Source organism: Allobosea thiooxidans (assembly GCF_900168195.1).
GTDB lineage: Bacteria > Pseudomonadota > Alphaproteobacteria > Rhizobiales > Beijerinckiaceae > Allobosea > Allobosea thiooxidans.
On record NZ_FUYX01000002.1, the window covers coordinates 309802 to 335863 of the forward strand.

The following is a 26062-nucleotide window of genomic DNA, read 5'->3' on the forward strand; positions in this document are numbered from 1 at the left end:
CCATCCGGGGGGCGCTGACGGACCGGACCGCAAGCGCGATGCCCTTGGCGAGCGGCCTGGCATCAGAACCAGCTCAGAGCCAGCCCATCAGCTCGCGCTGCACGACCTCGGCGATGACGTCGATGCCCTCGGGCGAATCGTTGAGGCAGGGCAGGTAGGCGAATTTCTCGCCGCCATTGTGCAGGAAGATCTCGCGGTTCTCGCCGTCGAGTTCTTCCAGCGTCTCGAGGCAGTCGGCCGAGAAGCCCGGCGCGACGATGGCCATCGACTTCCTGCCCGCCTGGGCCAGCGCCTTGACGGTCTCGTCGGTATAGGGCTGCAGCCACTCGTCAGGTCCGAAGCGCGACTGGAAGGTCAGTGGGAAGCGCTCCTCGGAGAGGCCGAGCTCGGCGCGCAGCAGGCGCCAGGTCTTGACGCACTGGCAGTAATAGGGGTCGCCCTTCAGCAGATATTCCTTCGGCATGCCGTGGAAGGAGCAGAGGATGACCTCGGGCTCGAAATCGAGCTTGGCGAGCGAGGCGCGCATCGAGCGGGCGAGCGCGCCGATATAGACGGGGTCGTCGTGGTAGGGCGGCGAGACGCGCACCGTCGGCTGCCAGCGCATCTGCATCAGGGCGCGGAAGGCCTGGTCGCAGGCGGTGGCCGAGGTCGGCGCGGCATATTGCGGATAGAGCGGCACCAGCAGGATGCGGTCGCAGCCCTGGTCGAGCAGGGCCTTCAGCCGGCTCTTCACATCGGGGAAGCCGTAGCGCATCGCCCAGTCGAAGACGACGCGGTCGCCGGCGAGCGGCTTCAGGCGTTCGGCCAGCTGCTCGGTCTGCGAGCGGGTGATGGTCTTGAGCGGCCCCTCGTCACGCTCCCTGTTCCAGATCGAGGCGTAGTCCTTGCCCTTCCGGCCGGGGCGCGTCGACAGGATGATGAAGTTCAGGACCGGCCACCATTTCCAGCGCGGTTCCTCTATGACGCGCCGGTCGGAGAGGAACTCCTTAAGATAGGCGCGCATCGGCCAGTAGCCGGTGCCTTCCGGCGTGCCGAGATTCAGCAGCAGGACGCCGATCCGCCCATATCTCACCTGGGGATGGTCGGGCGGCAGGGCAGCGGCTTCGCGGCGCGGCGCCGCGGCGATGTCAGCAGTCATGAGCGAAGGCCTCTCCTTGCCCCTGTGATTTAGACGAGTTCGCGCTTTCGTCCAGCCTCGAAGGCTTCCGGCGGCCGGGGTGCGACACTGCCGACCGGGCCGGGGCGGTTCCGGAGCGGCCGTCCGGCGCTGCGCGAGGCGGCGTTCTATCCCTTTGTCAAAGCGGCGGATTCGCCCGAAGGATGAGTTCCACTTTCCAAATCGATGCTCTAGTCTGGAGCCATTCTCAGGATCGCGAGGCGCAGGCCATGACGAAGCTTACCCGCCGCAAGGCACTCGGGGTTCTGGCGGCGCCGGCGACGCTTGCCGCAACGGCACCTGTCGCGATGGCGCAGCAGCCCGCGCCGAGCTTCACGCTGCTGCTGCTCAACGACATCTACAAGATGAGCGACGACAAGGGGCGCGGCGGCTTCGCCCGCGCCGCCGGCATCGCCAAGGCCGAGCGCGCCAGGGGCGTGCCGGTGCTGTTCTGCCATGCCGGTGACTGCTACTCGCCCTCGCTGATGTCGGGTTTTGACCAGGGCGCGCATATCGTCGCGATGCAGAACAAGATGGGCATCGACGTCTTCGTGCCCGGCAACCATGAGTTCGATTTCGGCAAGGAGAACTATCTCAAGCTGACGGCGGCACAGAGCTATCCGACCTTCGCCGCCAACCTGCGTGACGCCGCCGGCAACGCCTTGCCGCACCACAAGGATTCGCAGATCTTCGAACTCGGCGGCATCAAGGTCGGCGTCATCGGGGCGGCCTTCGACCAGACGGCGCTGGTCTCCTTTCCGGGCGACCTGAAATTCTCCTCGACGATGGAGGCGCTGCGCCGGGAGGCGAAGGCGCTGAAGGGGCAGGGCGCCGACATCCTCGTCGCCGTCGTCCATGCCGACCGGGCGACGGACTACGAGATCGTCCGCTCGCGCGTGGTCGACATCGTGCTCACCGGCCACGACCACGACCTGGCCATCGCCTATGACGGCAAGGTGGTGATGGTCGAGTCGAACGAGGAGGGCAATTACGTCACCGCGATCGACATCGCCGTCAATGTCAGGGGCGAGGGTGCGTCGCGACAGGTGTCGTGGACCCCGACCTTCCGCGTCAACGATTCCCGTTCGGCCACGCCGGATGCGGACGTCGCCGCGATCGCGAAGGGCTATGAGGCGGAGCTCTCGAAGGAGCTCGATGTCGACATTGCGACGCTCGCCGCCCCGCTCGATTCCCGCACCGGCGTCATCCGCACCCAGGAGACGGCGATCGGCAACCTGATCGCCGATGCGATCCGTTCCGCGACCGGTGCCCAGCTCGCCATCACCAATGCCGGCGGCATCCGCGCCAACAAGCAATATGCTGCTGGCCAGAAGCTGACCCGCCGCGACGTGCTGAGCGAGCTGCCCTTCGGCAACGCCACCGTCATGGTCGAGATCACCGGCAAGGATGTGAAGGACGCCGTAGAGAACGGGCTGCGCGATGCGCCGCAGGGTGCCGGCCGCTTCCCCGTCATCTCCGGCTTCGCGTTCGAGGCCGATCTGAAGCAGCCGCAGGGCTCGCGCGTCGTCGCGGTTACGGTCGACGGCAAGCCGATCGACCCGGCCGGCAAATACACCGTCGCCTCCAACAACTTCATGCTGGAGGGCGGCGACGGCTACACCGCGCTCGGCCGCGGCCGGACGCTGATCGGCCTGACCGACGGCAAGCTGATGGCGAACGAGGTGATGGTCTATGTGCGCCGGCTCGGCACCGTCGACGCCAAGGTCGAGGGCCGGGCGGTTCTGCGATAGGCTCTTTCCCACGCGCATCCGTCATTGCGGGCGCAGCGAAGCAATCCAGGAGGGCTGGGGAGACGTTCAGCCCAGCCCCCTGGATTGCTTGGTCGCTTCGCTTCTCGCAATGACGGTTCCGTCTGTTCGATCCTTCGGAAACCCGTTCCTCATGTCCTGCCAGAATGCTCTCGCCGTCTTCCTCGCTTCTCCGGGGGCCGCTGGCTGGCGCGAGCTGCCGGTCTTCGCCGCCGGCGGCGAAGCGGCGAGCGCCTGTTCGACGGTCGATGCCGAGCGGGCGGCCGGCCATGTCGTCGCTCCCGCGCCGGAGCGGGTCTTCGCCGCACTGGCGCTGACGCCGCTCGACGCGGTCCGTGCCGTCATCCTCGGGCAGGATCCCTATCCGACGCCCGGCCATGCCAACGGGCTCGCCTTCTCCTATGTCGGCCCGCCGCCGCTGCCGCGCTCGCTCGTCAACATCTACAAGGAGCGGGCGGAGGATCTCGGCGCCGCGGCGCCCTCCGGCGGCGATCTGACCCGCTGGGCGGAACAGGGCGTGCTGCTGCTCAACACCGCGCTGACGGTCCGAGAAGGGGCGAGCAAGGCAGGCTCGCATCTCTCGCTGGGTTGGGGGAAGGTCACGGATGCCGTCATCGCGGCCGTCTCGCGCGAGCGGCGGCATGTCGTCTTCCTGCTCTGGGGCGCGCCGGCGCAGGCGAAACGGCCGCTGATCGATGAAAGCCGGCATCTCGTCATCGCCAGCGCCCATCCCTCGCCGCTCTCGGCGAGGCGCGGCTTCTTCGGCTCGAGGCCGTTCAGCCGGGCCAATGCCTGGCTGCAGCGGCAGGGGGAACGGGCGATCGATTGGTGAGGGGCCGTCATGCTCGCCCTTGTCGTGAGCATCCACGTCTTGAACGCGAGCTTCAACCAAAGAAGACGTGGATGGCCGGGACAAGTCCGACCATGACGGGAGCAGCGTGGGGGCCGGCTTCGAACGTCACCCCACCGGGCGCTCGTCGGCGATGACTTTGCCGTCATTGGGCAGGGCGCCGAGCGGCAGAATTTCGACCGCGCCCTTGAGCTTCGTCACCTGCTGCAGGGTCGAGGAGACGGCGTCGACGAAGCCAGCCGGCTCGGCATAGATCTCGGCCTTCAGCGTCATGGTGTCGGTCTCGTCGGCGCGACCGACGACGAGTCTGAGCTTGGCGATCTCGGCATGGCGCCTGGCGATCTCGGCGACCTGTTCGGGGCGCACGAACATGCCCTTGATCTTCGCCGTCTGGTCGGCGCGGCCCATCCAGCCCCTGATCCTGGTATTGGTCCGCCCGCAGGCGCTCATGCCCGGCAGCACGGCCGTGAGATCGCCCACCGCGAGGCGGATCTGCGGATGATGCGGGTCGAGATTGGTGACGACGACCTCGCCGACCTCGCCTTCCGGGACCGGGTCGCCGGTGCCGGGGCGGACGATCTCGACGATCAGGTTCTCGTTCAGCACCATGCCCTCGCGTGCCGCGGTCTCGTAGGCGATGAGGCCGAGATCGGCGGTGGCGTAGAGCTGATAGGCGTCGATGCCGCGCTCCCTCACCCAGGCCTGGAGCGAGGGCGGGAAGGCGGCTCCCGAGACGACGGCGCGGGTGATGCTGGTGATGTCGCCGCCGCGCGCTTCGGCGGCCTCGATCAGGATCTTGAGGAAATCGGGCGTGCCGACATAGACGCTCGGGCGATAGGCGCCGATCACCTCCATTTGCTGCTCGGTGTTGCCGGGGCCGGCGGGGATGACGGCGCAGCCCAGTGCGCGGGCGCCGGAATCCAGAATGAAGCCGCCCGGCGTCAGGTGATAGCTCAATGTATTGAGCACGATATCGCCGGGCTGGATGCCGGCGGCACGCAGGCCGCGGGCCACGCCCCAGGCATCGGTGGAAGCGCTTTCCGGCTCGAAGATCGGTCCGGGCGAGGTGAAGAGGCGGCCGAAGGAACCGGGCCTGGAGGGAACGAGGCCGCCGAAGGGCAGGTTCGCCTTCTGCAGCGCCGGAAGATCGGCCTTGCGCAGCACCGGCAGCCGGGCCAGCGCCTTGCGGTCGGTAATCGCGGCCGGATCGAGGCCGCGCAGGCGCTCGGCATAAGCGGGCGCCTGCATCGCCGCGGCGAGCAGCTTCGGCAGGCGCGCAAAGAGATCGGCCTCGCGCTCCTCGGGAGAGCGGGTTTCGAGCGTGTCGTAATGCTCGGTCATCAAAGCGTCCTCGGATCACTCATGAACCGGCGTGGTCCTCCCGGGCTAGGCGAAGCCGAGGTCCGGGATCCATGCCTGAACTCTTATCGGCAATGCTCCGGCATGGATCCCGGATCGGCGCGGCTTCGCCGCTTGTCCGGGACCACATGGCCAAGAGGCGATGCGCCTGTCACGAGAGCCAGCGCTTGCGGCGCTTGTAGCTCTTCACCTCGCGGAAGGACTTCTTGTTGCCCTCGGCGACGCCGAGATAGAATTCCTTCACGTCCTCGTTCTCGCGCAGCATCTTCGCCTCGCCGTCCATGACGACGCGGCCGGTCTCCATGATGTAGCCATAGGTGGCGTAGCGCAGGGCCATGTTGGTGTTCTGCTCGGCGACGAGGAAGGAGACGCCCTCATCGGCGTTGAGCTGGCGGACGATCTCGAAGATCTCCTCGACGATCTGCGGAGCCAGGCCCATCGAGGGCTCGTCGAGCAGGATCATCTTCGGGTTCGACATCATCGCCCGTCCGATGGCGCACATCTGCTGCTCGCCGCCGGAGGTGTAGCCTGCCTGCGAGGTCCGGCGCTGCTTGAGGCGCGGGAACAGCGTGTAGATCTTCTCGAGATCGCGCTTGATCGCGGCGTTGCCGTCGCGGCGGGTGAACGCGCCGGTCAGCAGGTTCTCCTCGATCGAGAGATGGCCGAAGCAGTGCCGGCCCTCCATCACCTGGATGCAGCCGCGCCGCACCAACTCGTTCGGAGAAAGCTTGTCGACGCGCTCGCCGTCGAAGACGATCGAGCCCTTGGTGACCTCGCCGCGCTCGGCCTTGAGCAGGTTGGAGATCGCCTTCAGCGTCGTGGTCTTGCCGGCGCCGTTGGCGCCGAGGATCGCGACGATGCCCTGGCGCGGCACGGTGAGCGAGACGCCTTTCAGCACCAGCACGACATGGTCGTAGATGACCTCGATGTTGTTGAGCGACAGGATGGTGTCGCTCGCGGTCGCGGCGGCTGGCTTCTCGAGGGTGGCGGTCGACATTGAACCTCCAATCCTTCTCCCTTCGGGGGAGAAGGTGGCCCGGCGTCAGCCGGGTCGGATGAGGGAAGGACGGATGAGGAGAGTGCCAGACTTCCCTCATCCGTCAGCGCTTCGCGCTGCCACCTTCTCCCCCGAGGGGAGAAGGAAGCGCGCCCTCGGTCAGATCAGGACGACTTCTCGCAGGACTCGGTGCGCTTCGGCCAGTTGCCGGCCTTCTCGACATAGTCCTTGGCGTTGGACTCGATCAGCGGACGGACCTCGTCCTTCATCGGCTCGACCCAGTCGCCCTTCTTCGTCCACTTGGTGCCGTCCCATTCGGAGACGAACATCTTGCTGTGGCCGGAGTGGTCGGTGCAGGAGATCGTGGTCGGCGTGACGAAGCCGCCGAGGCCGATCTCCTTGAGACGTGCCTCAGTCAGGTTGAGCGATTCCAGCCCGCGGCGCATGTCCTCGGCGTTGATCACCTTCTTGCCGGTGAGCTTCTGCGCATTGCGGATACCCTCGACGACGAGCATCGCGTTGTAGACGCCGCGGTTGTAGAGGGCTTCGCCGACCTTCTCCTTCGGCGTCGTGCTCTTGCCCTTGTCGACGACGTGCTTGAGAATATCCTGCATGGCGGGCGCGTCGGTGCCAGCGAGCGTCCAGCTCAGCGACTTGTAGCCCTTGGCCTGCTCGCCACCGGCGCGGGCATCGTCATCGCCGCCGGCCCACCAGACGCCGACCAGCTTGTTCATCGGGAAGTTGTTCTTGGCCGCTTCCTTGACCGCGGTCGGGTTCATCGCGCCCCAGCCCTGATTGTAGAGGAAGTCCGGTCGGTCGCGGCGGATCGACAGCCACAGCGAGCCCTGGTTCTGCATGTCGGCTGCCGCGACCGGATAGAGCTTGAGCTCGAAGCCGTATTTCTTGGCGAGGTTCTCGAGAACCGGGATCGGCTCCTTGCCGAAGGGCGCGTCGAGATGGATGAGCCCGAGCTTCTTGCCCTTGAGCTTGTCCATGCCACCGAGCTCGGCCGCCATGTGCTTCACCATGACGGAGGCGCCGTCCCAGTAGGTGAAGGGCGGGATGAAGACCCAAGGGAAGTTCGTGCCATCGGCCGAAGAGGACAGGCCATAGGCCATCGACAGGATCGGGATCTTGTCGACATGGGCGCGCGGGATCGCGGCCAGCGTCGCGCCGGTCGACCAGGGCGAATAGACGATGGTGTTCTTCGACTTGGCCTGCTCGTAGCACTCGATCGACTTCTTGGTGTCGTAGCCGGTCTCGCATTCCTCGTAGATGACCTTGACGCCGTTCACGCCGCCGTCGCGCTCGTTGATCATCGTGATGTAGTCGCGCATGCCGTCGCCGATCGGGATGCCCGAGCCCGAAAACGGGCCGGTGCGATAGGCATTGTTGGCAAAATAGACGCTGTCCTGCGCCATGGCCGGGGCGAGCGCGCCGGCGGCGAACAAGGCTCCGAGCGCTGCACCCTTCAACAGATTGCTGGTCTTCATGGACTTGCTCCGTTCGTTTCCTCCCGACCAGACTGCTGTCGGATCGGTCTTTATCCGCCGGCGCTTCAGTGTCGCCGGTCGTTTCTTGGGCCTTGCCCGTAGCCTCAATAGGGGAAGGGCCATGTCCGCAATTTCTGCTTGCCGATCTGCCAGAGCCGGGCGAGGCCGTGCGGCTCGACGATCAGAAAGGTAATGATCAGCGCGCCGACAAGCATGAAGGTAACGTGCTCGGCCGCCGCGCCCTGGATCGGGATGCCCAGTGCCGGCAGGCCGAACTTCAGCGCCGTCGGCAGGATCGACAGGAAGGCCGCGCCGAAGAAGGAGCCGATCAGCGAGCCGAGGCCGCCGATGATGACCATGAACAGGATGTTGAAGGAGAGGCGGATCGAGAACACGTCCGCCGCCTCGCCGCCGCCGTACCAGAGGAAGATCATCATCGCGCCGGCGACGCCACAGAAATAGGAGGAGACGGCGAAGGCGGTGAGCTTGGCGTTGAGCAGCTTGATGCCCATCAGCTCGGCGGCGATGTCCATGTCGCGCACGGCCATCCAGGAGCGGCCGAGCTTGCCGTGGACGATGTTGGAGGCGAACCAGGTCAGCACCACGACGAGGCCGAGGCAGACGAAATAGCGCGTCTCGGGCGTGGCGGAGGCGCCGGTGATCGGCAGGTCGAAGAGTGTGCGCTGCGGCACCTCGATCGCACCCGAGGCGTTGTAGTTGAACAGCCAGGGCACGCGCACGAAGGCCCATTGCAGGAAGAACTGGGCGGCGAGCGTCGCGACGGCGAGATAGAAGCCCTTGATGCGCAGCGAAGGCAGGCCGAAGAGCACGCCGATGCCAGCCGAGAACAGCCCCGACACCAGGATCAGGACGACGATGTTCACGTCCGGGAAGATCGTCGTCAGCTTGTAGCAGCTATAGGCGCCCACCCCCATGAATGCGGCGGTGCCGAGCGAGATCAGCCCGGTATAGCCGGTCAGGATGTTCAGCCCAATCGCCGCAAGGGAGAAGACGAGGAAGGGGATCATCACCGAGGCGATGAAGAAGTCGCTGCCGAGGAAGGGGATCGCGATGAAGGCGATCGCCAGGATGACGCCGAGCCCGATCCGGTCTTCCCGCAACGGGAAGACGGCCATGTCGGCGGCGTAATTCGATTTGTATTGGCCGGCCTCGCGGTAGAGCATGTCGTGAGGCTCCTCAGATGCGTTCGATGATCTTGTCGCCGAACAGGCCCTGCGGCCTGAACAGCAGGAAGCCCAGCGCGATGAAATAGGCGAGCCAGCTCTCGATGCCGCCGCCGATCAGCGGGCCCCAGTAGAACTCGCCAAGCTTCTCGCCGATGCCGATGATGAGGCCGCCGACGATGGCGCCGGGGATCGAGGTGAAGCCGCCGAGGATCAATACCGGCAGCGCCTTCAGCGCCACGATCTCGAGCGCGAAGGAGACGTCCGAGCGGGCGCCCCACATGATGCCGGTGATCAGCGCGACGATGCCGGCGGTGAACCAGACGATGACCCAGATCTGGTTGAGCGAGATGCCGACCGAGAGCGCGGCCTTGTGGCTGTCGGCGACGGCGCGGAGTGCGCGGCCGATGCGGGTATACTGGAAGAAGGCGGCGAGCGCGGCGATCATCAGCGAGGCGATGAGCGCTGCGGCGATGTCGATCTTCTGCAGCGAGACCAGCCCGCCGAGGATCTGCAGATCGATCGCGCCCTTGGGCAGGTAGAGCTGCTCGGCGATCATCTGCTTGGGGTTGCCGCCGAAGAGAGCCTCGCCGAAGCCGATCAGGAAATAGGTGATGCCGAAGGTCGCCATGAACAGGATGATGTCCGGCTGGTTGACCAGCGGGCGCAGCACCACACGCTCGATGGTGACGGCGAGCGCGAACATGACGCCGAGCGTGATGACGACCGCGAGGAAGGCGGGCACGCCCTTCTCGTAGAGGCCGACCAGCGTCAGCGCCGCGAACACCACCATGATGCCCTGGGCGAAGTTGAACACGCCCGAGGCCTTGAAGATCAGAACGAAGCCGAGCGCGATCAGGGCGTAGAGCACGCCCGAGACCAGCCCTTCCCAGACGGTCTGCACCAGCAGGTCGGGCGCCTGGACCATCTGCTGGAACGGATCGACGAAGATCGCATAGAGCGTGTTGCTGGAGTCGAGCCGGATGCCGACGGCAAGCACCGCGACGATGGCGGCGAGGATCAGCCCGGTCTTGACCAGCGGGCTGGCGAGAAGGTTCGGGGCAGGGCGGGTGGCGATGTCGCTCATATGTCCGCGCTCCTCAATGCGCCACGCCGAGATAGGCGTCGATGACGCGCTGGTCGGCCTTGACCTCGTCGGGCGTGCCGTCGGCGATCTTGCGGCCGTATTCGAGCACGACGACGCGGTCGGAGAGGTCCATCACCACGCCCATGTCGTGCTCAATCAGCGCGATCGTGGTGCCGAACTGGTTGTTCACGTCGAGGATGAAGCGGCACATGTCCTCCTTCTCCTCGAGGTTCATGCCGGCCATCGGCTCGTCGAGCAGGAGCAGTTCCGGCTCCATGGCGAGCGCCCGTCCGAGCTCGACGCGCTTCTGCAGGCCGTAGGGCAGCTTGCCGACCGGCAGCTTGCGGATGTGCTCGATCTGCAGGAAGTCGATGATGTCCTCGACGACGCGGCGATGCGCGATCTCCTCCTGCATCGCCGGGCCGTGGCGCAGCGCCTGCCAGAAGAAGCCCTTCTTCATTTTGAGGGTGCGGCCGGTCATGATGTTGTCCAGCGTCGACATGCCCTTGAACAGCGCGACGTTCTGGAAGGTGCGGGCGATGCCGCCGGCGGCGGCGCGATGCGGGCGCATCTTGGCGCGGCGCTCGCCCTTGAAGACGATCTGACCTTCCTGCGGCTGGTAGAAGCCGTTGATGCAGTTCAGCATCGAGGTCTTGCCGGCGCCGTTCGGGCCGATGATGGCGCGGATCTCGCCCTTGCGGATGTCGAAGGAGACGTCGGTGATCGCCTTCACCCCGCCGAAGCGCAGCGAGATGTTCTCGACCGAGAGCAGGACTTCGCCCTTTTCGCGGATGGGGGTGCCGGTCACGTTCATCGGCTCCGCGTTCATGCCGCCTTCGCCGCTGCCGGCGCCTCCTGTCCGGTGACGGGGTAGATCTTGGCGTCGCGTACCTTGACGCGTGCCGAGATCACGCCCTTGCGGCCGTCCTCGAAGGTGACTTCCGTCGAGATGTCGGCGGCCTCCGAGCCGTCATAGAGCGCGGCGACCAGCGGCGCGTAGCGCTCGGCGATGAAGCCGCGGCGAACCTTCTGAGTGCGGGTGAGCTCGCCGTCGTCGGCGTCGAGCTCCTTGTGCAGGATGAGGAAGCGCTTGATCTGGGCGCCGCCCATCATCGGCTCGCCGGCAAGCGAGCGGTTCACCTCGTCGACATGCTTGGCGATCATGTCGTAGACGAGATCGTGGCCGGCGAGCTCCTGGTAGGAGGCGTAGACCACGTTGTTGCGCTCGGCCCAGTTGCCGACGGCGACGAGGTCGATGTTCAGCGCGACGGTGGCGTAGTCGCGGCCCTGCCCGAAGGCGACCGCTTCCTTGATGTTCGGATAGAACTTGAGCTTGTTCTCGATGTATTTCGGCGGGAAGAGGTCGCCGCCCGCGAGCTTGCCGACATCCTTGGCGCGGTCGATGATCTTGAGGTGGCCGCCCTCGTCGAAGAAGCCGGCATCGCCGGAGCGGACATAGCCGTCCGCGGTCATGGTCTCGGCGGTCTTGTCGGGGTCCTTGTAGTAGCCGCCGAAGATCGAGGGCGAGCGGTAGAGCACCTCGCCATTGTCGTCGATGCGGATCTCGACCATCGGCGCGGGCTTGCCGACGGTGTCGGCCTTGATCTCGCCGTTCGGCTGCATGGTGATGTAGACGCCGGCCTCGGTCTGGCCGTAGAGCTGCTTCAGGTTGACGCCGATCGAGCGGTAGAAGCGGAAGAGCTCGGGGCCGATCGCTTCGCCGGCGGTGTAGCCGACCTTGATGTTGGTCAGGCCGAAGCGGTTGCGCAGCGGGCCGTAAACCAGCAGGTCGCCGAGCTTGTAGAGCAGGCGCCCCTTCAGCGGCACGCTCTCGCCGTTCAGGATCTGCTCGCCATAGCGCTTCGCGACGTCGAGAAAATAGTGGAACATCTTCCGCTTCAGCGCGCCGGCATCCTCCATGCGCACCATGGTCACGGTCAGCATGTTTTCGAAGACGCGGGGCGGGGCGAAGGCATAGGTGGTGCCGACCTCGCGGCGGTCGTCGATGACCGTGTCCGGGCTTTCCGGGCAATTGACGCAGAAGCCCGCCAGCATCGCCTGCGCATAGGAAAAGACGTGGTCGCCGACCCAGGCGATCGGCAGATAGGCGATGACCTCGTCGGTCTCGTTGAGCCCATCGAAGCCGCAGCCGATCTCGGCGGCGATCAGCACGTTGTAATGGCTGAGCATCACGCCCTTCGGCCGCCCGGTCGTGCCGGAGGTGTAGAGGATGATGCCGAGATCGGAGCCCTGGCCCTGCTCCATCTCGCGAGCAAGCGCGGCCTCGGCCTGCGGGTCCTTCAGCGCCCTGGCGCCACTCGCGATCACGGTCTCGATGGCGTGGAGCTTGCTGTGATCGTAGTCGCGCAAGCCCCGCGGCTCGTCATAGAGCATGTGCCTGAGATGCGGCAGGCGGTCGGCGATCGAGAGCAGCTTGTCGACCTGCTCCTGATCCTGCACCACGGCGAAGACCGCCTCGGCATGGTCGAGGACATAGGCCATCTCCTCGGCGACGCCGTCGGCGTAGACCGGCACGGGAATCGCGCCGATCCACTGCGCCGCGCACATCGACCAGTACAGCCGCGGCCGGTTCTGGCCGATGATCGCGACCTTCTCGCCGCGCTTCAGGCCGAGATCTGCCAAGCCCTTGGCGAAGTTGCGGACATGGGTCGCGACCTCCGCCCAGTTCCAGGATTGCCAGATCCCGAGGTCCTTGTGACGGAAGGCGACGCGGGAGGCGCGCTCCCTTGCGTTGCGCACCAGCAATTTCGGAAAGGTATCCGCCTGGCCGGCGGTGCCGCTTGCCACGATTGCGTTCTCCCTGACGAGCCGCCATGCGTCGTGGCGGCTTCTGCGGGCCGGTGTCCGGCCTCGTTCTCATGCAAGCCTCGCAGCTGGCCACCATCTTCGCAAGGAGGCGCTTGACAGACAATTCGCCTTTTGGTGATTATGGTCCCGCCGAGGTTTAATCAGCCAATCGGGCTGCTGATTCTTGCCCCGGTTTCCCATCGATTCCCAGTGATTTCCGCCTTGCCGGCGCCGCCGCCAACGTGCGCCCGACGAAAGTCGCATGCAAAAAAGCGCCCCGCGACTCGCATGAGCCGCGGGGCGCTTCTGGTTTGTCAGGGGCGCTCAGCGATAATAGCGATGCTGGCGATAGCCATGGGCCGGCGCATGCGGCGGAGGCCCGCCATGGCGGCGGCCATAGCCGTAGCCGCGATCGTAGCGGCGGTCGTAGCCGCGGCCATAGCGATAGTGGTCGCGCCGCTGCTGCCGCTCCACGTTCCGCTGGATTTCCCACATGCGGTGCTCGCGGGTGTGACGGGTGTACTCGGCCGGCAGCCTGTCCAGCGCCTCGGCCTGCGGAAGGGATTGGGGCGCGGCGCCGGCCGGCGTGGCAGCGAGGGCGGCGAGGGTGAGGCCGGCGGCCATCAGAATTCTACGCATGGTCGTCTCCTTCAGTCGATGGCCGCATTGAAGCGGCGCTCGACCCAATGAAGCCTGAACGGCGATGTTGGCTGTCGTTCACAAAGGCCGGCGGCTGGCCGGGGCACGATGCGATGTTCTGCCCTGCGTCCGGCGGTCGACGACGATCCTGGCCGGCTGGAGAACGTGGAAGGGATCGAACATGTCGCCCCAGGCACGCCGGGCGATGTCCGATTGGGCGGCGGCGTATTCGGCGATCTGGTCGTTGACCCGTTTTGCGAACAGGTCGAGCAATCCAAACATCTCGAAAATTCCTTTCTCAGCAAAGCTGTTCGGGAAGGGCAACGCGCGAGACGCGGTTTGGTGCCCTCGAAGGGGCGTTCAACCTTCGTAGCGGGCCAGCTTGTCGAGGTCTCGGATGGTGATGCTGCCGTGGCCGAGCTCGATCAGGCCGAGCTCGGCCAGTCGCGCCAGGCCCTGATTGGCCATCTGGCGCGAGATGCCGGCGAGCATGCCGAGTTCCTCCTGCGAGATCGCCAGCGTGCGGCCGAGATCGGGGTAGAGGATCGGGTTGAACAGCCAGGCGAGGTTCCGGGCGAGGCGGCCGGTGGAATCGAGCGTGCGCTCGGTCTCGGCGAGCGCGATGAACTGGGCGAGGCGCTCGTTGAACTGGTGGACGAGGAAGCGGTTGAACGCGGCCGAATGCTCGAACAGCCACAGGAAGGTCGAGCGCCGCATCAGGGCGAGCCGCGTCTCGCGCAGCGCCACCAGCTCGTAGCGGCGCGGCTCGGCCTTGATCACCGTGCCTTCGCCGAACCAGGCACCGGCGCGCAGGCCGGCGAGCGTCGCCGTCTTTCCCGATTTCGAGGTGGTCGCCATCTTGACCAGCCCCTCGGCGACACCCGTCCAGGATTCGAGCCGGTCGCCGACATGGCAGATCGAGGCGCCCTTGCCGTAGCTCTTGAGGGAGATGCCGCGCCGCGCCTCTTCGAACTCGTCGTCCGACAGGTCGTGCGACCAGGAGGCGATGGCGCGTAGTTCCTCGGGCGTGATCACAAGCAGTCCTTGAAGCCGAGTGTCGGCTCAGTATGGGGCGCGATAGCAAGGGGACTCAAGCTGAACCAAAGAGGCGCGATTGAACGAGAGAGGCGCGGCAGCGCTCTCCCGGAGGAAGAGGGCAGGGTGAGGGGTAGGCCGCTCACCCTGCCTGCCGTGAGGCGGTCGCTGCGCAGCGGCGCGGCAGAGTTTCGCTGGTCCAGGGGCCGACACCTCACCCCTACCCCTCGCCTTACAGGAGAGGGGTTCCCCGAGCCTCATTCTGCCGCTTGCGGCAGCGCGGTCGAAGGCGGTCCGTCGCGCAACTGCCCCAGCAATGTCGCTTCCTCGGCCTTGGCCGCCCTGAGATGCCGTTCCTTGACATGGCCGAACCCGCGGATCTTTTCCGGGATCGCAGCGAGCGCGACGCAGAGCGCGTGGTTTTCCGGCGAAAGCCGCGTCAGCAGCTCGTTCAGCAGCGTCTCGTAATCGACGATGAGCCGGCGCTCGGTGCGGCGCTCCTGCGTGCGGCCGAAGGGGTCGAGGGCGGTGCCGCGCAGGCGCTTCAGTTTCGCGAGCACGCCGAAGGCGCCCATCATCCAGGGGCCGAAGCTCAGCTTGCGCGGCAGGCCCGTGTTGGGGTCGCGCCGGGCCAGCAGCGGCGGGGCGAGATGGAATTCATAGCGCAGCTTCTGGCCTTCGCTGCCCTCGGCCTCGAAGGTCGCGGCGACCTGCCGGCGGAAGGCGCCGTCGCTGTAGAGTCGGGCGACCTCGTATTCGTCCTTGTAGGCCATCAGCTTGAAGAGGTTGCGGGCGACGGCCTCGCTCAGCGCGGTCTGGCTCGGCGCGGCCGCGGCCTCGCGCGTCTGCACGCGGGCGACGAGATGACGGTAGCGCGCCGCGTAAGCCGCATTCTGATAGGCGGTGAGGAAGGCGACGCGGCGCTCGATAATCTCGTCGAGCGTCTGCGAAAGCTGGCGGGCCGGGGTTGCCGCCTTGCTCTGCGAGAGCAGCCCGGCCAGCGCCGCAGGATCATGCGCGGCGCGGCGGCCGAGCTCGAAGGCCTGCCTGTTCATGGCGACGGCCTCGCCATTCAGCTCGATCGCCCTGAGCAGGGCCTCGCGCGAGAGCGGTACGGCGCCGAGCTGCCAGGCATGGCCGAGCATGAACATGTTGGCGGCGATGGCATTGCCGAGGAAGGCGACGGCGGCCGCGGTCGCGTCGATGAAATGCGTCTGCTCGCGGCCGGCGGCCGAAAGGATCGCGCGCTTCAGCCGTTCGGTCGGCAGCGAGAAATCGGCGTTGCGGGTGAAGTCTCCCGGCAGGCTCTCGGCGGTGTTGACGATGACGGTGCCCTGCTCGGGCCGGACCGCGCCGAGCACCTTCTTCGAGCCGGTGACGGTGAGGTCGCAGCCGAGCACCAGATCGGCCTGTCCGGCCGCGACGCGGATGGCGTGGATGTCGTCCGGATGCGGCGCGAGCTTGACGTGGCTGAAGACCGCGCCGCCCTTCTGGGCGAGGCCTGCCATGTCGATCATGCCGCAGCCCTTACCTTCGAGATGCGCGGCCATGCCGAGGATGGCGCCGATGGTGACCACGCCGGTGCCGCCGACGCCGGTGACGATCACGGCGAAGCTGCGATCCAGCGCCGGCACGACCGGTTCGGGCAGTTCGGCTTCGCCGAGCGCGGCGGCATCGAGCCGGAGCGGATCGGCTTTCCTGGGCTTCGCGCCATGGACCGTGACGAAGGACGGGCAGAAGCCCTTCACGCAGGAAAAATCCTTGTTGCAGTTCGACTGGTCGATCTGGCGCTTGCGGCCGAACTCGGTCTCCAGCGGCTGCACCGAGACGCAGTTCGACTGCACGCCGCAATCGCCGCAGCCTTCGCAGACAAGCTCGTTGACGATGACGCGCTTGTCCGGGTCGGGATAGGCGCCGCGCTTGCGCCGCCGGCGCTTCTCGGTGGCGCAGGTCTGGTCGTAGAGCAGGAGCGAGACGCCGGAGGTCGCGGCGAGCTCCCGCTGCACGGCGTCGAGCTCGTCGCGGTGGTGGAGCGTCGTGCCGGCCGGCCATTGCGTGCTGGGCGGATATTTGCCGGGTTCGTCCGTGACCACGGCGATGCGCTTCACGCCCTCGGCCGCGACCTGGCGGGCCATCTGGTCGGGCGAGAGGTGGCCTTCCGCCTGCTGGCCGCCGGTCATGGCGACGGCGTCGTTGTAGAGCAGCTTGTAGGTGACATTGACCCCGGAGGCGACGGCCCAGCGGATCGCGAGCGAGCCGGAATGGGTATAGGTGCCGTCGCCGAGATTCTGGAAGACATGGCCGCGCGTCGAGAATGGGGCTTCGCCGACCCAGTTCGCACCTTCGCCGCCCATCTGGGTGAAGCCCGCCGTGTCGCGGTCCATCCACTGCACCATGTAGTGGCAGCCGATGCCGGCATAGGCACGCGAGCCCTCGGGCACCACGGTCGAGGAATTATGCGGGCAGCCCGAGCAGAAATAGGGCGTGCGCTTCGCGATCTCCTGCGCCTCGGCGAGGCGCCCTTGCGCCTGGGCGATTTCCTCCAGCCGCGCACGCAGGGTGGGATCGTCGCGGTATTGCAGGAGGCGGCCGCCGAGCGCGATCGCGATGTCGTTCGGGTCGAGCGCGCCATGGACGGGGAAGAGCCAGTCGCCCTTCTCGTCCTTCTTGCCGATCACCATGGGCTGATGCTTGGCGCCGTAAAGCTCTTCGCGGACCTGGACCTCGATCAGCGAGCGCTTCTCCTCGACCACCATGATCAGGTCGAGGCCCTTGGCGAAGGCCTTGAGTTCGGCCGGATCGATCGGCCAGGGGCAGGCGAGCTTGAACAGGCGGATGCCGAGGTCGTTGGCGCGGACCTCGTCGATGCCGAGATCAGCCAGCGCCTGCTGCACGTCGAGATAGGATTTGCCGACGGTGGCGATGCCGATGCGAGGTTTCTTCCCGCCCTGGGTGACGATGCGGTTCAACTTGTTGGCGCGCAGGTAGGCCAGCATCGCATCGCGCTTGTAGAGATGCAGGCGGCGCTCCTGCTCGACGAAATCGAGCTCGCGGCGAATGGCGAGGCCGCCGGGCGGCGGGACGAAGTCGCTCGGCGTGACGATCGAGACGCGATCGAGCGAACCGTCGACCGAGGCCGTCGATTCGATGTTGTCCTTGACGCATTTGATGCCGACCCAGACCGAGGCGAAGCGCGAGAGTGCGATGCCGTGCAGGCCGTAATCGATGATCTCCTGCACCCCGGCCGGGTTGAGGATCGGCATCATCCGGTCGACCAGCACGAATTCGGTCTGGTGGGCGTTGGTCGAGGATTCGGCGGTGTGGTCATCGCCCATCAGGCAGATGACGCCGCCCTTCGGGTCGGTGCCGGCCATGTTGCCATGGCGGAAGACGTCGCCGGAGCGGTCGACACCCGGCCCCTTGCCGTACCAGAGCGCGAAGACGCCATCATGCTTGCCTTCGCCGCTCAGGCCCGCCTGCTGCGTGCCCCAGATCGCGGTCGCGGCGAGATCCTCGTTCAGGCCAGGCTGGAAGACGATATTCGCGGCCTTGAGCGGCTTGGACGCCCGCATCAATTGCTGATCGAGCCCGCCGAGCGGAGAGCCGCGATAGCCAGAGACGAAGCCGGCGGTGTCGAGCCCGGCCTGCCGGTCGCGCTCGCGCTGCATCAGCAGCATGCGCGCGACGGCCTGCGTGCCGGTGAGGAAGACCTCGCGCTTGGCGAGGTCGTATTTGTCGTCGAGCGCGACCTCGCGCAGTCCGATCTGGCGCAGCGCGCCCGCCTCGGTGCCGGATTTACGCGGTGTCTCGGCCATGAGCGGCCTCCCGGATCGTCGTTCCCGCCGACGGGCCGGTTGTCCCGGCCTCATGTTCCGCCATCGTCCGGCAGTAAATATGTCAGTGAGGCTGACATATCGACCGGAGGCGGTCAATCGATCTGGTATCATTCCAGTTTTCGCCGGCAGGTCCAGAGGGGGGCGGGCATGGCCGGCGCGCATCGGACGACGCGCCGCGATTTGGCCCCGTTTGGCGGAGATGGCTGTGGCCATGGCCGCGAGGGGCGGCACGCCGTTGACGATCGCTTAACCATGATCCACGCAAGCCTACCGGGAACGAGGAGGTTTCGCCCGTGACGCGACGCGCCTATCTGACGGCCCTGTCCGGGTTCCTGCTCGCCGCCCTGGCGGTGGGGCAGGCGGTTGCGCATCCGCATGTCTTCGTCGATGCGAAGGCCGAGATCGTCTTCGCGCCCGACGGCTCGATCCAGGCGATCCGGCATCGCTGGAGCTTCGACGAGGCCTATTCGGCCTATATCACGCAGGGGCTGGACAAGAATGGCGATGGCAAGCTGACCTCCGACGAACTCGCCGAACTTGCAAAGATCAATGTCGAATCGCTGCCGGACGTCGAGTTCTTCACGGCCGCCAAGCTTAATGGCCGCAAGCAGGAATTCGGCACGCCGGGCGAGCAGGTGATGTCCTATGAGGACAAGATCCTGACGCTGACCTTCACCTTGCCGCTGAAGACCCCGGCGAAGGCGCGCTCCTTCGGCATCGAGATCGGCGACCCGACCTATTTCGTCGCCTTCACCATCGTCGACGCGCCCGATGCGGTCGTTATCAAGGACGCGCCGCAGGGTTGCGTGGTGCGGGTGAATCGTCCGCCCAAGCTCGACGACGCCACGCAGAAGCGCCTCGCCGAGGCCGACATCACCGCGATGCCGGATGTCAGCGGGCTCGAGATCACCACGCGGGCGCTGGTGGCATGTCCGTGACATCGGCCGCGACAGCGCGTTCGGCCGGTGCAGTGTTGTCGCGCCGCCTGATCGCCTGCGTGCTGGCGCTGCTGCTGGTCGCGGGCGTGGTCGCACTGCTCGCCATGCTGATCGCGAGCGTGAGCCCGCCGCCCCCGCCTCCGCCGCGCAATCCGTTCGGCACGGCGCTGCCGCGCGAAGCTTTGCCGTCCACCACGGGCTTCGGCGCAGTGCTGCTTGCCTGGCAGTCGAGCTTCTATCGCGAGCTCACCGCGACTCTGAAAGCGATCGCGACCGCGCCGGCTGCGCTCTGGGGGCTGCTCGGCCTCTCCTTCGGCTATGGCGTCTTCCACGCGGCCGGTCCGGGGCACGGCAAGGCGGTGATCTCCGGCTATATCGTCGCCGACAACCGCAGCCTGAAGCGGGGCCTGGGCCTCAGCTTCGCCGCCGCCCTGCTGCAGGCGCTGGTCGCCATCGCGATCGTGACGGTGGCGACGCTGCTGCTGCGGGTCACGGCGATGCAGATGAACGCTGCGACCACGGTGATCGAGCAGGGCAGCTTCCTGCTGGTGGCGCTGGTCGGCCTGCTGATGCTCTGGCGCAAGTCAGGCGCCCTGGTCGCGCTGGACGGGGGGGCGGCGCATGATCCTGCCGCCTGCGACCATGTCCATATGCCCGATGCCGAGCAGGTCTCGCGGCTCGCCGGCTGGCGCGACATGGCGGGCGTCGTGCTGGCGGCCGGCTCGCGGCCCTGCGCGGGGGCGCTGATCATCCTCGTCTTCGCGGCCTCGCAGGGGCTGTTCTGGGCCGGCGTCGCCGCCACCTTCGCCATGGCGCTGGGCACCGCGATCACCACCGGGGCGCTCGCCGCCTTCGCGGTCTTCTTCAAATTCGCCGCGCTGAAGCTCGCCGGCGGCGGCAGCCTGCGCTCGGCCCGGCTGGTCGCCGGGCTCGAACTCCTCGCCGCCGCTTTCGTCGCCGTGCTCGGCGCGGCCTTGTTCACCGGCCTCTGGATCGGCGGGGCCGGGAGCTAGAGCGTCCGATGGCTCAGCGCGCCTCGGCCTCGTAGACGAACAGCGTCGACTTGTCGTCGTCGGGCATGAAATAGGCTCGCACGCCCTGTCCTGCAGGCTCGACCCAGAACGGGTTCTGGGTCATCGGCAGGCCCGAAGGCGACCAGAGCTCGACCGGGAGCTGGTAGACCGGCCGGTTGTCGCGCAGATCGACGATCTCGAGCCCGCCCAGCCGGAAGACCGGAGCGTCGGGCGAGACGCGGTAATTGTTCAGCCCGGAGCAGAGCATCCGGCTGCGGCCGATGAAGTGGCAGTCCTGATAGTCGATATAGAGCGCGGGATTGGCGACGCGCAGCTGTTCGGGAGCGGCGTTCGCGTTGGTGATCTTGCCCTCGCCGTCGAGCGGCCATTTGTAGAAGCGTCGCGAGCCCCAGCTGACGCCGTGCAGCGACTTGTCGTCGGTGTTGTGGACGATGCCGCCGATATGGTCCTTGAAGCGGAAGACCTCGGTCGCCTTCATCGTCGCCGGGTCGACCTTGTAGATGATCGACTGGCTGTTGGGCCGGTACTCGGCGACCGGCACCCAGATGTGCTGGCCGTCGAAGTCGATGCCGCCGGGGTGGTAGATCGAGCCCTCGCCGAGCGTGAGGTCGGCCAGCAGGCGGCCTTCGGCGTCGAACTTGAAGAGATGCCCGACGCCTTCGCCAGTGTCGCGGTCATAGCCGCCCTGCGGGGTGGGGAAGCGGTTCGTCGGCTTACGGATGTCGACGGAGGAGACGAAGAAGGCGTCCCCGATCTTGACCATGCCCTGGGGGTGGAAGGTCGGGAATTGCAGCGTCACCGCCGCCTTCTGCTGCCATTGCGTCGCGCGCGTCAGCTTCGGGATCGTGTCGTTGAGGGCCGGGTCGGCAGCGAGGGTCGGGGTGGCGGCCAGAAGGGCAGCTCCGAGCAGTCCGGTGGCGAGGCGCGTCTTCATCAGGATTCTCGCGGGTTGTGACGACGCCCTGCCGGCGTTCTTTTTCAGGGTGATGACAGCCTATGCGATCGCGGTCGGCCCGGCCGGGCGCAGCGGGTCGTTCTCCAGCCGGATCGGCTTGCCGTGCGGCGTCGCCTCGGCGGCGCGGGCCCAGGAGGCGGCGAGCGCGTCGACGCTCGTATGGGAGGCCAGCCCCTTCGCGATCAGCAGATGCTCCAGCGCCTCGCACCAGCGCTCGTAATAGTCCGAGCCGTCGCGGCAGCCCCCGGCTGCGAGCGCCTCGCGGATCTCGGCGCCGAGCGCCTGCGCCCATTCATCGGCGGAGAAGACGCCCTTGTTCTGCAGGGCGACGACGAGGGCGAAGGCCTGGGCCTGCCAGGGCTCGGCGAAGATCGGGCCCTCGGCATCGCGCGGGATCGGGGTGTCGGCGGCCAACGCTGCCGCCAGATCGGTCTCAGGCGGGTTCAAGATAGCTCTCCCAGGCCTCGATGCTGACGGTGGAGCTCGGATCGCCGTCGCGGCCCCAGAGCTCGCGACCGTCGAAGACCACCGTGTAGAGCCATTGCGCTGCCTCGGGCTGGCCTTGCGCGCCGGTATCGGGAAAGACGTGGCAGCCGGTGACTCGTTCGACCACGCCTTCCTTGCCGCGGGCATAGCGCGGCAGGCGGGTGTGGTGCTGCGGGTGCATCACGATGGTGCGCACCTTGTCGCCGGCCGCGAAGCGCGCCGGGGCCTTGGCCTCGCGCTCATAGGGAAAGCCGCGACGCAGCACGCCGGCGACCTCCTCGCCCTTGAGCACGCGCTTCGGCTCGCGGCGCTGGGCGGAGGGCTGGCCGGTGGCGAGCTCGTCAGGGCTCAGGAAGCCGTGCTTGACCAGCACCTTGTCGAGTGCGGCGAGCCAGATCTCGTAATAGGTCGAGGACAGGTACTGCGCCGGCGGCAGGCTCTCGCGGGCATGGCGGATCTCGTCGATGGTCCAGGCGCCCATGGCGCCGGCGGCGACATTGATCGCGAGCACGCGCTTTTCCCAATCGCCATGGAAGACCGGCTCGTTCGGCTCCGGGATCACCGGGCCGAAGGCCATCTGGCCGCCGAGATCGTGAGCGCTGTTCATGCCGCATCCTCCACGCGGGGGAGGCCGGTGCCGATCATCGAATCGCGCGAGACGATGCTGGCGAGCTTCTCCTCGCTCCAGCCTTCGGTGCCGGCGGGCCTCATCGGGATGACCATGAAGCGGGTCTCCGCCGTCGAATCCCAGACGCGGATGCGCTGGTTCTCAGGCAGCGTCACGCCGAAATCGGCGATCGTGCCGCGCGGGTCGATCACCGCCTTGGCGCGGTAGGGCGGGGATTTGTACCAGACCGGCGGCAGCCCCAGCACCGGCCACGGATAGCAGGAGCACAGCGTGCAGACGATGAGGTTGTGCTCTTCCGGCGTGTTGAAGCAAGCGACGATGTGCTCGCCGCCGCGCCCACCATAGCCGAGTTCTGCCACCGCCGCCGTGCCGTCCGCCTTCAGCCGCGCGGCGAAGGCCGGGTCCGTCCAGGCCCTGGCGACGACGCGGGCGCCGTCACGCGGGCCGATCTTGGTCTCGTAAGTGTCGATGATCGCGTCGAGCGCGGCCGGGTCGACATAGCCCTTCTCGACCATCAGCGTCTCCAACGCCTTCACCCGCGCCTCGATGGCGGTGAAGTGATTGTCGTGGTCGTGATCGTGGTGATGTCCGCCCATGGCGACCTCCTCTCAGGCGATCCGGATGCGTGCGGCGCGCTCGTAGCGCACCGCGAAGGCGACGAGAGAGCGGTCCGAACCCTTCGGGCCAATCAGCGACAGGCCGAGCGGGGCGCCCTCCCGCTGGGCCACCGGAATCGTAACTTGCGGGAAGCCCGACAGCCCCGCAAGGCAGAGCAGCCGCAAAGCCCGGTTGCGGAAATCCTCCAGCTCCGATTCCTTCGCGGCGATCAGGGGGGCGACGTCCGGCATGGTCGGCAGGATCAGCACGCCGTCCTGGCCGAGCAGGCGCGAAAGCTTGGCGCGGAAGGATTTCCGGGTGGCCTCACCCTTGGCGTATTCCGCATCGGTCACGGTCTTCGAGAAGGCGAAGCGCTCCTTCACGCCCGGCCCGAGCGGCGGGGCGAAACGCTCGATCATGGCGCCGTCGGACGCCCAAGCCTCGCGCCCCTGGATCCAGCGGAACGCCCAGTAGAGCGCGTCGAGGTCGCGCGCGAGCTTGACGCCTTCCGGCTGGCCGAGCTCGGGGATCGCGCGCTGCACGACATTGCGCAGGATCGTTTCCGCCTCGGGCACGGCCTGGGCGAACATGTCGTCGGCGATGAAGAGGCGCGGGGTTTCGGGCAGCTCGGCCTTGTCCGGGCCGAAGAGCGCGTTGGCGACACGGGCGAAGACCTCGCCGTCGCGGGCGAACCAGCCAGGCGTGTCGAGGCTTGGCGCCAGCGGCCAGGTGCGCTTCAGCGAGAGCCGGCCATGGCTCGGGCGGATACCGAAGAGGCCGCCATAGCTCGCCGGCGCGCGCACCGAGCCGCCGGTGTCGGAACCAATGGCGATATCGGCGAGGCGCCCGGCCACCGCCGCCATCGAGCCGCAGGAGGAGCCGCCGGTGATCCGCTCCGGTGCGGCCGGATTGATCGGCGAGCCGAAATGCGCGTTCTGCCCGTTGAGCGAGAAGGCGAGCTCGTCGGTATGCGTCTTGCCGACGAAGCGGGCGCCGGCCTTGAGCAGGTCCTTCACGATCGGCGCGGTCTTATCCTTGATGCCGGACTGCGCCAGCACCAGCGGCGAGCCGGCTCCGGTCGGATAGCCCTTGACGTCGAAGAGGTCCTTCACCGCGAGCGTCAGCCCGGAGAGGGGCCCTGCAACGGCATGCTTCACCGGAGCGTCGGGATAGGGGACGAAGCAGCGGAAAGGATCGTCAAAGGTCATCGCGCGTCAGAGCTCCCTCGCATCAGATTCCCCTGGCATCGCCATCGGAACGCGGATCATGCACCGCCTCGACCCGGCCTTTCGCGTGCTTTACCAGCATGCCGGCATGGCCGAAGCCCTCGGAATAGGCGAGGCCGCTCTCCTCGACCGGATGTCCGGCGGCATCGAGCCGTTCCAGGAGCGACGGGTCGAAGCGGCTTTCGAGCTTGAGGCTGGTCGAGCCGGCGCCCCAGGTCTTGCCGAAAAGCCAGCGCGGCGCATCGACCGCAGCGGCGAGGCCCTGGCCGGCGCGGTAGCGCGTCAGGATCTGGGCCTGGAACTGTGGCTGACCGTCGCCGCCCATCGAGCCATAGGGCAGGATGCGCCCATCGTCGAAGCGGGCGAAGGCGGGGTTCAGCGTGTGGAAGGGCTTGCGGCCCGGGATCAGCGGATTGGCGGCGTTCCGGTCGAGCGAGAAGGAGACGCCGCGGTTCTGCCAGTGGATGCCGGTTGCCGGCAGCACGCAGCCGGAGCCGTATTCCCAGTAGATCGACTGGATATAGGAGACGGCGAGGCCGCTGCCGTCGATCGCGCCCATCCAGATCGTGTCGCCGTCGCCGTTGCGCAGCGGCAGCTTCGCCGCCCGCTTTCCGTCGATGGCCGCGGCCTCCCGCGCCAGCGCGGTCTCGCTCAGGAACGCGGCCGGGTCGCGCTGGAGATGGGCGGGGTCGGTGATATAGCGGTCGCGGATGGCGAAGGCGCGCTTGGTCGCCTCGATCAGCCCGTGATGCTGCTCGAAGCTGTCGTGCTTCGCCGGCCCTAGCCGCTCGGCGATGCCGAGGATCATCAGCGAGGCCAGCCCTTGCGTCGGCGGCGGCAGGTTGGAGACCGTGACACCCGGCAGCTTCAGCGAGAGCGGCGCGACGGATTGCGCGCGATAGCGCTCGAGATCGGCGCGGGTGACGGGAGCGCCGACGCGTTCGAGATCGGCGGCGATCTCGCGGCCGACATCGCCGCGATAGAAATCGTCGAGCCCGGCATCGGCGAGTTGCTGCAGGGCAGCGCCGAGGGCCTCAGGCTTGCGGCGGGCGCCGGGCTTGGGCGGGGCGCCGTCGATCCAGAAGGTCGAGACGAAACCAGGGGCGGCCTTCAGCGCCTCGAGCTCGTTGGGCTTGTTGCCGAGCTCGGAAACGGAGACCGCATAGCCCTCGCGGCAATGGCGGATGGCATCGGCCAGCAATTCGCCGAGCGGCAGGCGCCCGCCGAGGGAGCGGGAGAGGTCGCGTGCGAGCTGCCAGCCGCCGATGGCGCCCGCGACGCTGAGGGCTGCCTCCGGCCCGCGGGCGGGAATGGCGTCGTAGCCCTTGCCGCGATAGCGCTCGATCGTCGCCAGCGCGCCGGCCGGTCCGCAGGCCTCGATGCCGTGCAGCCGGCCGCCGGGCTCATGCACCAGCCAGAAGCCATCGCCGCCGATGCCGTTCATATGCGGGTAGACCACGGCGATCGTCGCCGCCATCGCGACCATGGCCTCGATCGCATTGCCGCCTTCGGCAAGAATGGCCCGCCCCGCCTCGGAGGCGAGGTAATGGGGCGCCGCCACGGCGGCGGAGGCGAAGACAGGCGTATCCGGCATCAGGGGTTTTCAATCTCCGAAACCATGCCCATCTGGGCGAGCGGCGCGAATTTGTTGCATGGGGCGGCAAGCTCCGCTAGGTGCGTGGGGCGCATGGCCGCGTGAGGCGGCCCGCGCACGAAGGAAGGACAGCATGGCCGGACGGCACACCAACTGGCGCAACCTGATCATGGTCACCTCGTTCGGGATCCTGATCGCTGTCGAGCTCTTCGGCGTGGCGCTGGCGGCCGGCTGGGCTCTGGCCGGCCTCTTCGATCTCGGCACCATCTTCGAATACATCATGATGGCGATCTTCTCGGTGTTCGCGGCCTATGGGCTGCTGAACCTGATGCGGCGGATGCTCAAGATCGAGCACCTGACCGAGGTCGACTGAAACCTTCGTCTCTCTCCG

23 protein-coding genes are annotated in these 26062 nt (G+C 67.3%); 5 read left to right on the forward strand and 18 right to left on the reverse strand.

Going from position 1 to position 26062, the window contains the following annotated elements; translation table 11 throughout:
- Positions 1-73: 73 nt before the first annotated feature.
- Entirely contained in the window at positions 74-1138 is a 1065-nt protein-coding gene (gene hemH / locus B5Y19_RS04535) for a ferrochelatase (protein ID WP_055730506.1), read from the reverse strand.
- A 248-nt stretch (positions 1139-1386) separates the two neighbouring features.
- On the opposite strand from hemH, the gene B5Y19_RS04540 reads away from it, so the two are divergent.
- Both B5Y19_RS04540 and ung read left to right on the forward strand, forming a co-directional pair.
- The gene (locus tag B5Y19_RS04540) at positions 1387-2907 is read left to right on the forward strand and encodes a bifunctional metallophosphatase/5'-nucleotidase (protein WP_055730505.1); all 1521 of its coding nucleotides are present in this window, start codon (positions 1387-1389) and stop codon (positions 2905-2907) included.
- 151 nt (positions 2908-3058) lie between these two features.
- A complete protein-coding gene (gene ung / locus B5Y19_RS04545; RefSeq protein ID WP_055730504.1) occupies positions 3059-3757 on the forward strand; it encodes a uracil-DNA glycosylase in 699 nt (232 codons plus the stop codon).
- Positions 3758-3883: 126 nt separating this feature from the next.
- On the opposite strand, the gene B5Y19_RS04550 is transcribed toward ung, so the two are convergent.
- The 11 genes from B5Y19_RS04550 to B5Y19_RS04600 form a co-directional block, all read right to left on the reverse strand.
- Complete coding sequence (locus tag B5Y19_RS04550) at positions 3884-5116, reverse strand: phenylacetate--CoA ligase family protein (protein ID WP_055730503.1); 1233 nt, start codon at positions 5114-5116, stop codon at positions 3884-3886.
- 169 nt (positions 5117-5285) lie between these two features.
- Positions 5286-6131 (reverse strand): ABC transporter ATP-binding protein, encoded by an 846-nt coding sequence (locus B5Y19_RS04555; protein WP_055730502.1) that lies wholly within the window; start codon positions 6129-6131, stop codon positions 5286-5288.
- 164 nt (positions 6132-6295) lie between these two features.
- Positions 6296-7624 carry an ABC transporter substrate-binding protein gene (locus tag B5Y19_RS04560; protein WP_055730501.1) on the reverse strand — a complete coding sequence of 443 codons (1329 nt, stop codon included), beginning with the start codon at positions 7622-7624 and terminating at the stop codon, positions 6296-6298.
- A gap of 104 nt (positions 7625-7728) precedes the next feature.
- Positions 7729-8808 (reverse strand): branched-chain amino acid ABC transporter permease, encoded by a 1080-nt coding sequence (locus B5Y19_RS04565; protein ID WP_055730500.1) that lies wholly within the window; start codon positions 8806-8808, stop codon positions 7729-7731.
- Positions 8809-8821: 13 nt separating this feature from the next.
- Complete coding sequence (locus tag B5Y19_RS04570; RefSeq protein WP_055730549.1) at positions 8822-9736, reverse strand: branched-chain amino acid ABC transporter permease; 915 nt, start codon at positions 9734-9736, stop codon at positions 8822-8824.
- A gap of 172 nt (positions 9737-9908) precedes the next feature.
- A complete protein-coding gene (locus B5Y19_RS04575; protein ID WP_210168204.1) occupies positions 9909-10709 on the reverse strand; it encodes an ABC transporter ATP-binding protein in 801 nt (266 codons plus the stop codon).
- Positions 10710-10720: 11 nt separating this feature from the next.
- Entirely contained in the window at positions 10721-12706 is a 1986-nt protein-coding gene (locus B5Y19_RS04580; RefSeq protein WP_211200393.1) for an AMP-dependent synthetase/ligase, read from the reverse strand.
- A 321-nt stretch (positions 12707-13027) separates the two neighbouring features.
- Positions 13028-13342 (reverse strand): hypothetical protein, encoded by a 315-nt coding sequence (locus tag B5Y19_RS04585; RefSeq protein ID WP_139384263.1) that lies wholly within the window; start codon positions 13340-13342, stop codon positions 13028-13030.
- Between the two features lie 78 nt (positions 13343-13420).
- On the reverse strand, positions 13421-13666 hold the full coding sequence (locus B5Y19_RS04590) for a hypothetical protein (RefSeq protein ID WP_139384264.1): 246 nt from the start codon (positions 13664-13666) through the stop codon (positions 13421-13423).
- A gap of 36 nt (positions 13667-13702) precedes the next feature.
- Positions 13703-14377 carry a Crp/Fnr family transcriptional regulator gene (locus tag B5Y19_RS04595; RefSeq protein WP_055730495.1) on the reverse strand — a complete coding sequence of 225 codons (675 nt, stop codon included), beginning with the start codon at positions 14375-14377 and terminating at the stop codon, positions 13703-13705.
- Positions 14378-14634: 257 nt separating this feature from the next.
- Positions 14635-18192 carry an indolepyruvate ferredoxin oxidoreductase family protein gene (locus B5Y19_RS04600; RefSeq protein WP_244555481.1) on the reverse strand — a complete coding sequence of 1186 codons (3558 nt, stop codon included), beginning with the start codon at positions 18190-18192 and terminating at the stop codon, positions 14635-14637.
- A gap of 314 nt (positions 18193-18506) precedes the next feature.
- Here B5Y19_RS04600 and B5Y19_RS04605 point away from each other — a divergent pair, with 314 nt between their 5' ends.
- Both B5Y19_RS04605 and B5Y19_RS04610 read left to right on the forward strand, forming a co-directional pair.
- Positions 18507-19151 carry a DUF1007 family protein gene (locus B5Y19_RS04605; protein WP_055730494.1) on the forward strand — a complete coding sequence of 215 codons (645 nt, stop codon included), beginning with the start codon at positions 18507-18509 and terminating at the stop codon, positions 19149-19151.
- Positions 19142-20164, forward strand: a complete 1023-nt coding sequence (locus tag B5Y19_RS04610; protein ID WP_055730493.1) for a nickel/cobalt transporter — start codon at positions 19142-19144, stop codon at positions 20162-20164. The genes B5Y19_RS04605 and B5Y19_RS04610 overlap by 10 nt, the downstream gene beginning before the upstream one ends.
- 13 nt (positions 20165-20177) lie before the next feature.
- On the opposite strand, the gene B5Y19_RS04615 is transcribed toward B5Y19_RS04610, so the two are convergent.
- The 6 genes from B5Y19_RS04615 to B5Y19_RS04640 are packed head-to-tail and all read right to left on the reverse strand — an operon-like array spanning position 20178 to position 25671.
- The gene (locus B5Y19_RS04615) at positions 20178-21119 is read right to left on the reverse strand and encodes a DUF6454 family protein (RefSeq protein WP_197282500.1); all 942 of its coding nucleotides are present in this window, start codon (positions 21117-21119) and stop codon (positions 20178-20180) included.
- A 60-nt stretch (positions 21120-21179) separates the two neighbouring features.
- Positions 21180-21587: a nitrile hydratase accessory protein gene (locus tag B5Y19_RS04620; RefSeq protein WP_244555482.1), complete on the reverse strand. Its 408-nt coding sequence runs from the start codon at positions 21585-21587 to the stop codon at positions 21180-21182.
- Entirely contained in the window at positions 21574-22233 is a 660-nt protein-coding gene (gene nthB, locus B5Y19_RS04625; protein ID WP_055730492.1) for a nitrile hydratase subunit beta, read from the reverse strand. Before nthB ends, B5Y19_RS04620 begins: the two co-directional genes overlap by 14 nt.
- The gene (gene nthA, locus B5Y19_RS04630) at positions 22230-22850 is read right to left on the reverse strand and encodes a nitrile hydratase subunit alpha (protein ID WP_055730491.1); all 621 of its coding nucleotides are present in this window, start codon (positions 22848-22850) and stop codon (positions 22230-22232) included. Before nthA ends, nthB begins: the two co-directional genes overlap by 4 nt.
- Positions 22851-22862: 12 nt before the next feature.
- Positions 22863-24059, reverse strand: a complete 1197-nt coding sequence (locus tag B5Y19_RS04635; RefSeq protein ID WP_055730490.1) for an amidase — start codon at positions 24057-24059, stop codon at positions 22863-22865.
- 22 nt (positions 24060-24081) lie between these two features.
- Positions 24082-25671 (reverse strand): gamma-glutamyltransferase family protein, encoded by a 1590-nt coding sequence (locus B5Y19_RS04640; protein WP_055730489.1) that lies wholly within the window; start codon positions 25669-25671, stop codon positions 24082-24084.
- Between the two features lie 133 nt (positions 25672-25804).
- On the opposite strand from B5Y19_RS04640, the gene B5Y19_RS04645 reads away from it, so the two are divergent.
- On the forward strand, positions 25805-26044 hold the full coding sequence (locus tag B5Y19_RS04645) for a hypothetical protein (RefSeq protein ID WP_055730488.1): 240 nt from the start codon (positions 25805-25807) through the stop codon (positions 26042-26044).
- Positions 26045-26062: the final 18 nt, after the last annotated feature.

Excerpts from the sequence above, each read along its gene's own strand:
- hemH (WP_055730506.1), bottom strand. The coding sequence starts at position 1,138 with ATGACTGCTGACATCGCCGCGGCGCCGCGCCGCGAAGCCGCTGCCCTG.
- B5Y19_RS04540 (WP_055730505.1), top strand. The coding sequence starts at position 1,387 with ATGACGAAGCTTACCCGCCGCAAGGCACTCGGGGTTCTGGCGGCGCCG.
- ung (WP_055730504.1), top strand. The coding sequence starts at position 3,059 with ATGTCCTGCCAGAATGCTCTCGCCGTCTTCCTCGCTTCTCCGGGGGCC.
- B5Y19_RS04550 (WP_055730503.1), bottom strand. The coding sequence starts at position 5,116 with ATGACCGAGCATTACGACACGCTCGAAACCCGCTCTCCCGAGGAGCGC.
- B5Y19_RS04555 (WP_055730502.1), bottom strand. The coding sequence starts at position 6,131 with ATGTCGACCGCCACCCTCGAGAAGCCAGCCGCCGCGACCGCGAGCGAC.
- B5Y19_RS04560 (WP_055730501.1), bottom strand. The coding sequence starts at position 7,624 with ATGAAGACCAGCAATCTGTTGAAGGGTGCAGCGCTCGGAGCCTTGTTC.
- B5Y19_RS04565 (WP_055730500.1), bottom strand. The coding sequence starts at position 8,808 with ATGCTCTACCGCGAGGCCGGCCAATACAAATCGAATTACGCCGCCGAC.
- B5Y19_RS04570 (WP_055730549.1), bottom strand. The coding sequence starts at position 9,736 with ATGGTCCAGGCGCCCGACCTGCTGGTGCAGACCGTCTGGGAAGGGCTG.
- B5Y19_RS04575 (WP_210168204.1), bottom strand. The coding sequence starts at position 10,709 with ATGAACGTGACCGGCACCCCCATCCGCGAAAAGGGCGAAGTCCTGCTC.
- B5Y19_RS04585 (WP_139384263.1), bottom strand. The coding sequence starts at position 13,342 with ATGCGTAGAATTCTGATGGCCGCCGGCCTCACCCTCGCCGCCCTCGCT.
- B5Y19_RS04600 (WP_244555481.1), bottom strand. The coding sequence starts at position 18,192 with ATGGCCGAGACACCGCGTAAATCCGGCACCGAGGCGGGCGCGCTGCGC.
- B5Y19_RS04610 (WP_055730493.1), top strand. The coding sequence starts at position 19,142 with ATGTCCGTGACATCGGCCGCGACAGCGCGTTCGGCCGGTGCAGTGTTG.
- B5Y19_RS04615 (WP_197282500.1), bottom strand. The coding sequence starts at position 21,119 with ATGAAGACGCGCCTCGCCACCGGACTGCTCGGAGCTGCCCTTCTGGCC.
- nthB (WP_055730492.1), bottom strand. The coding sequence starts at position 22,233 with ATGAACAGCGCTCACGATCTCGGCGGCCAGATGGCCTTCGGCCCGGTG.
- nthA (WP_055730491.1), bottom strand. The coding sequence starts at position 22,850 with ATGGGCGGACATCACCACGATCACGACCACGACAATCACTTCACCGCC.
- B5Y19_RS04635 (WP_055730490.1), bottom strand. The coding sequence starts at position 24,059 with ATGACCTTTGACGATCCTTTCCGCTGCTTCGTCCCCTATCCCGACGCT.
- B5Y19_RS04640 (WP_055730489.1), bottom strand. The coding sequence starts at position 25,671 with ATGCCGGATACGCCTGTCTTCGCCTCCGCCGCCGTGGCGGCGCCCCAT.
- B5Y19_RS04645 (WP_055730488.1), top strand. The coding sequence starts at position 25,805 with ATGGCCGGACGGCACACCAACTGGCGCAACCTGATCATGGTCACCTCG.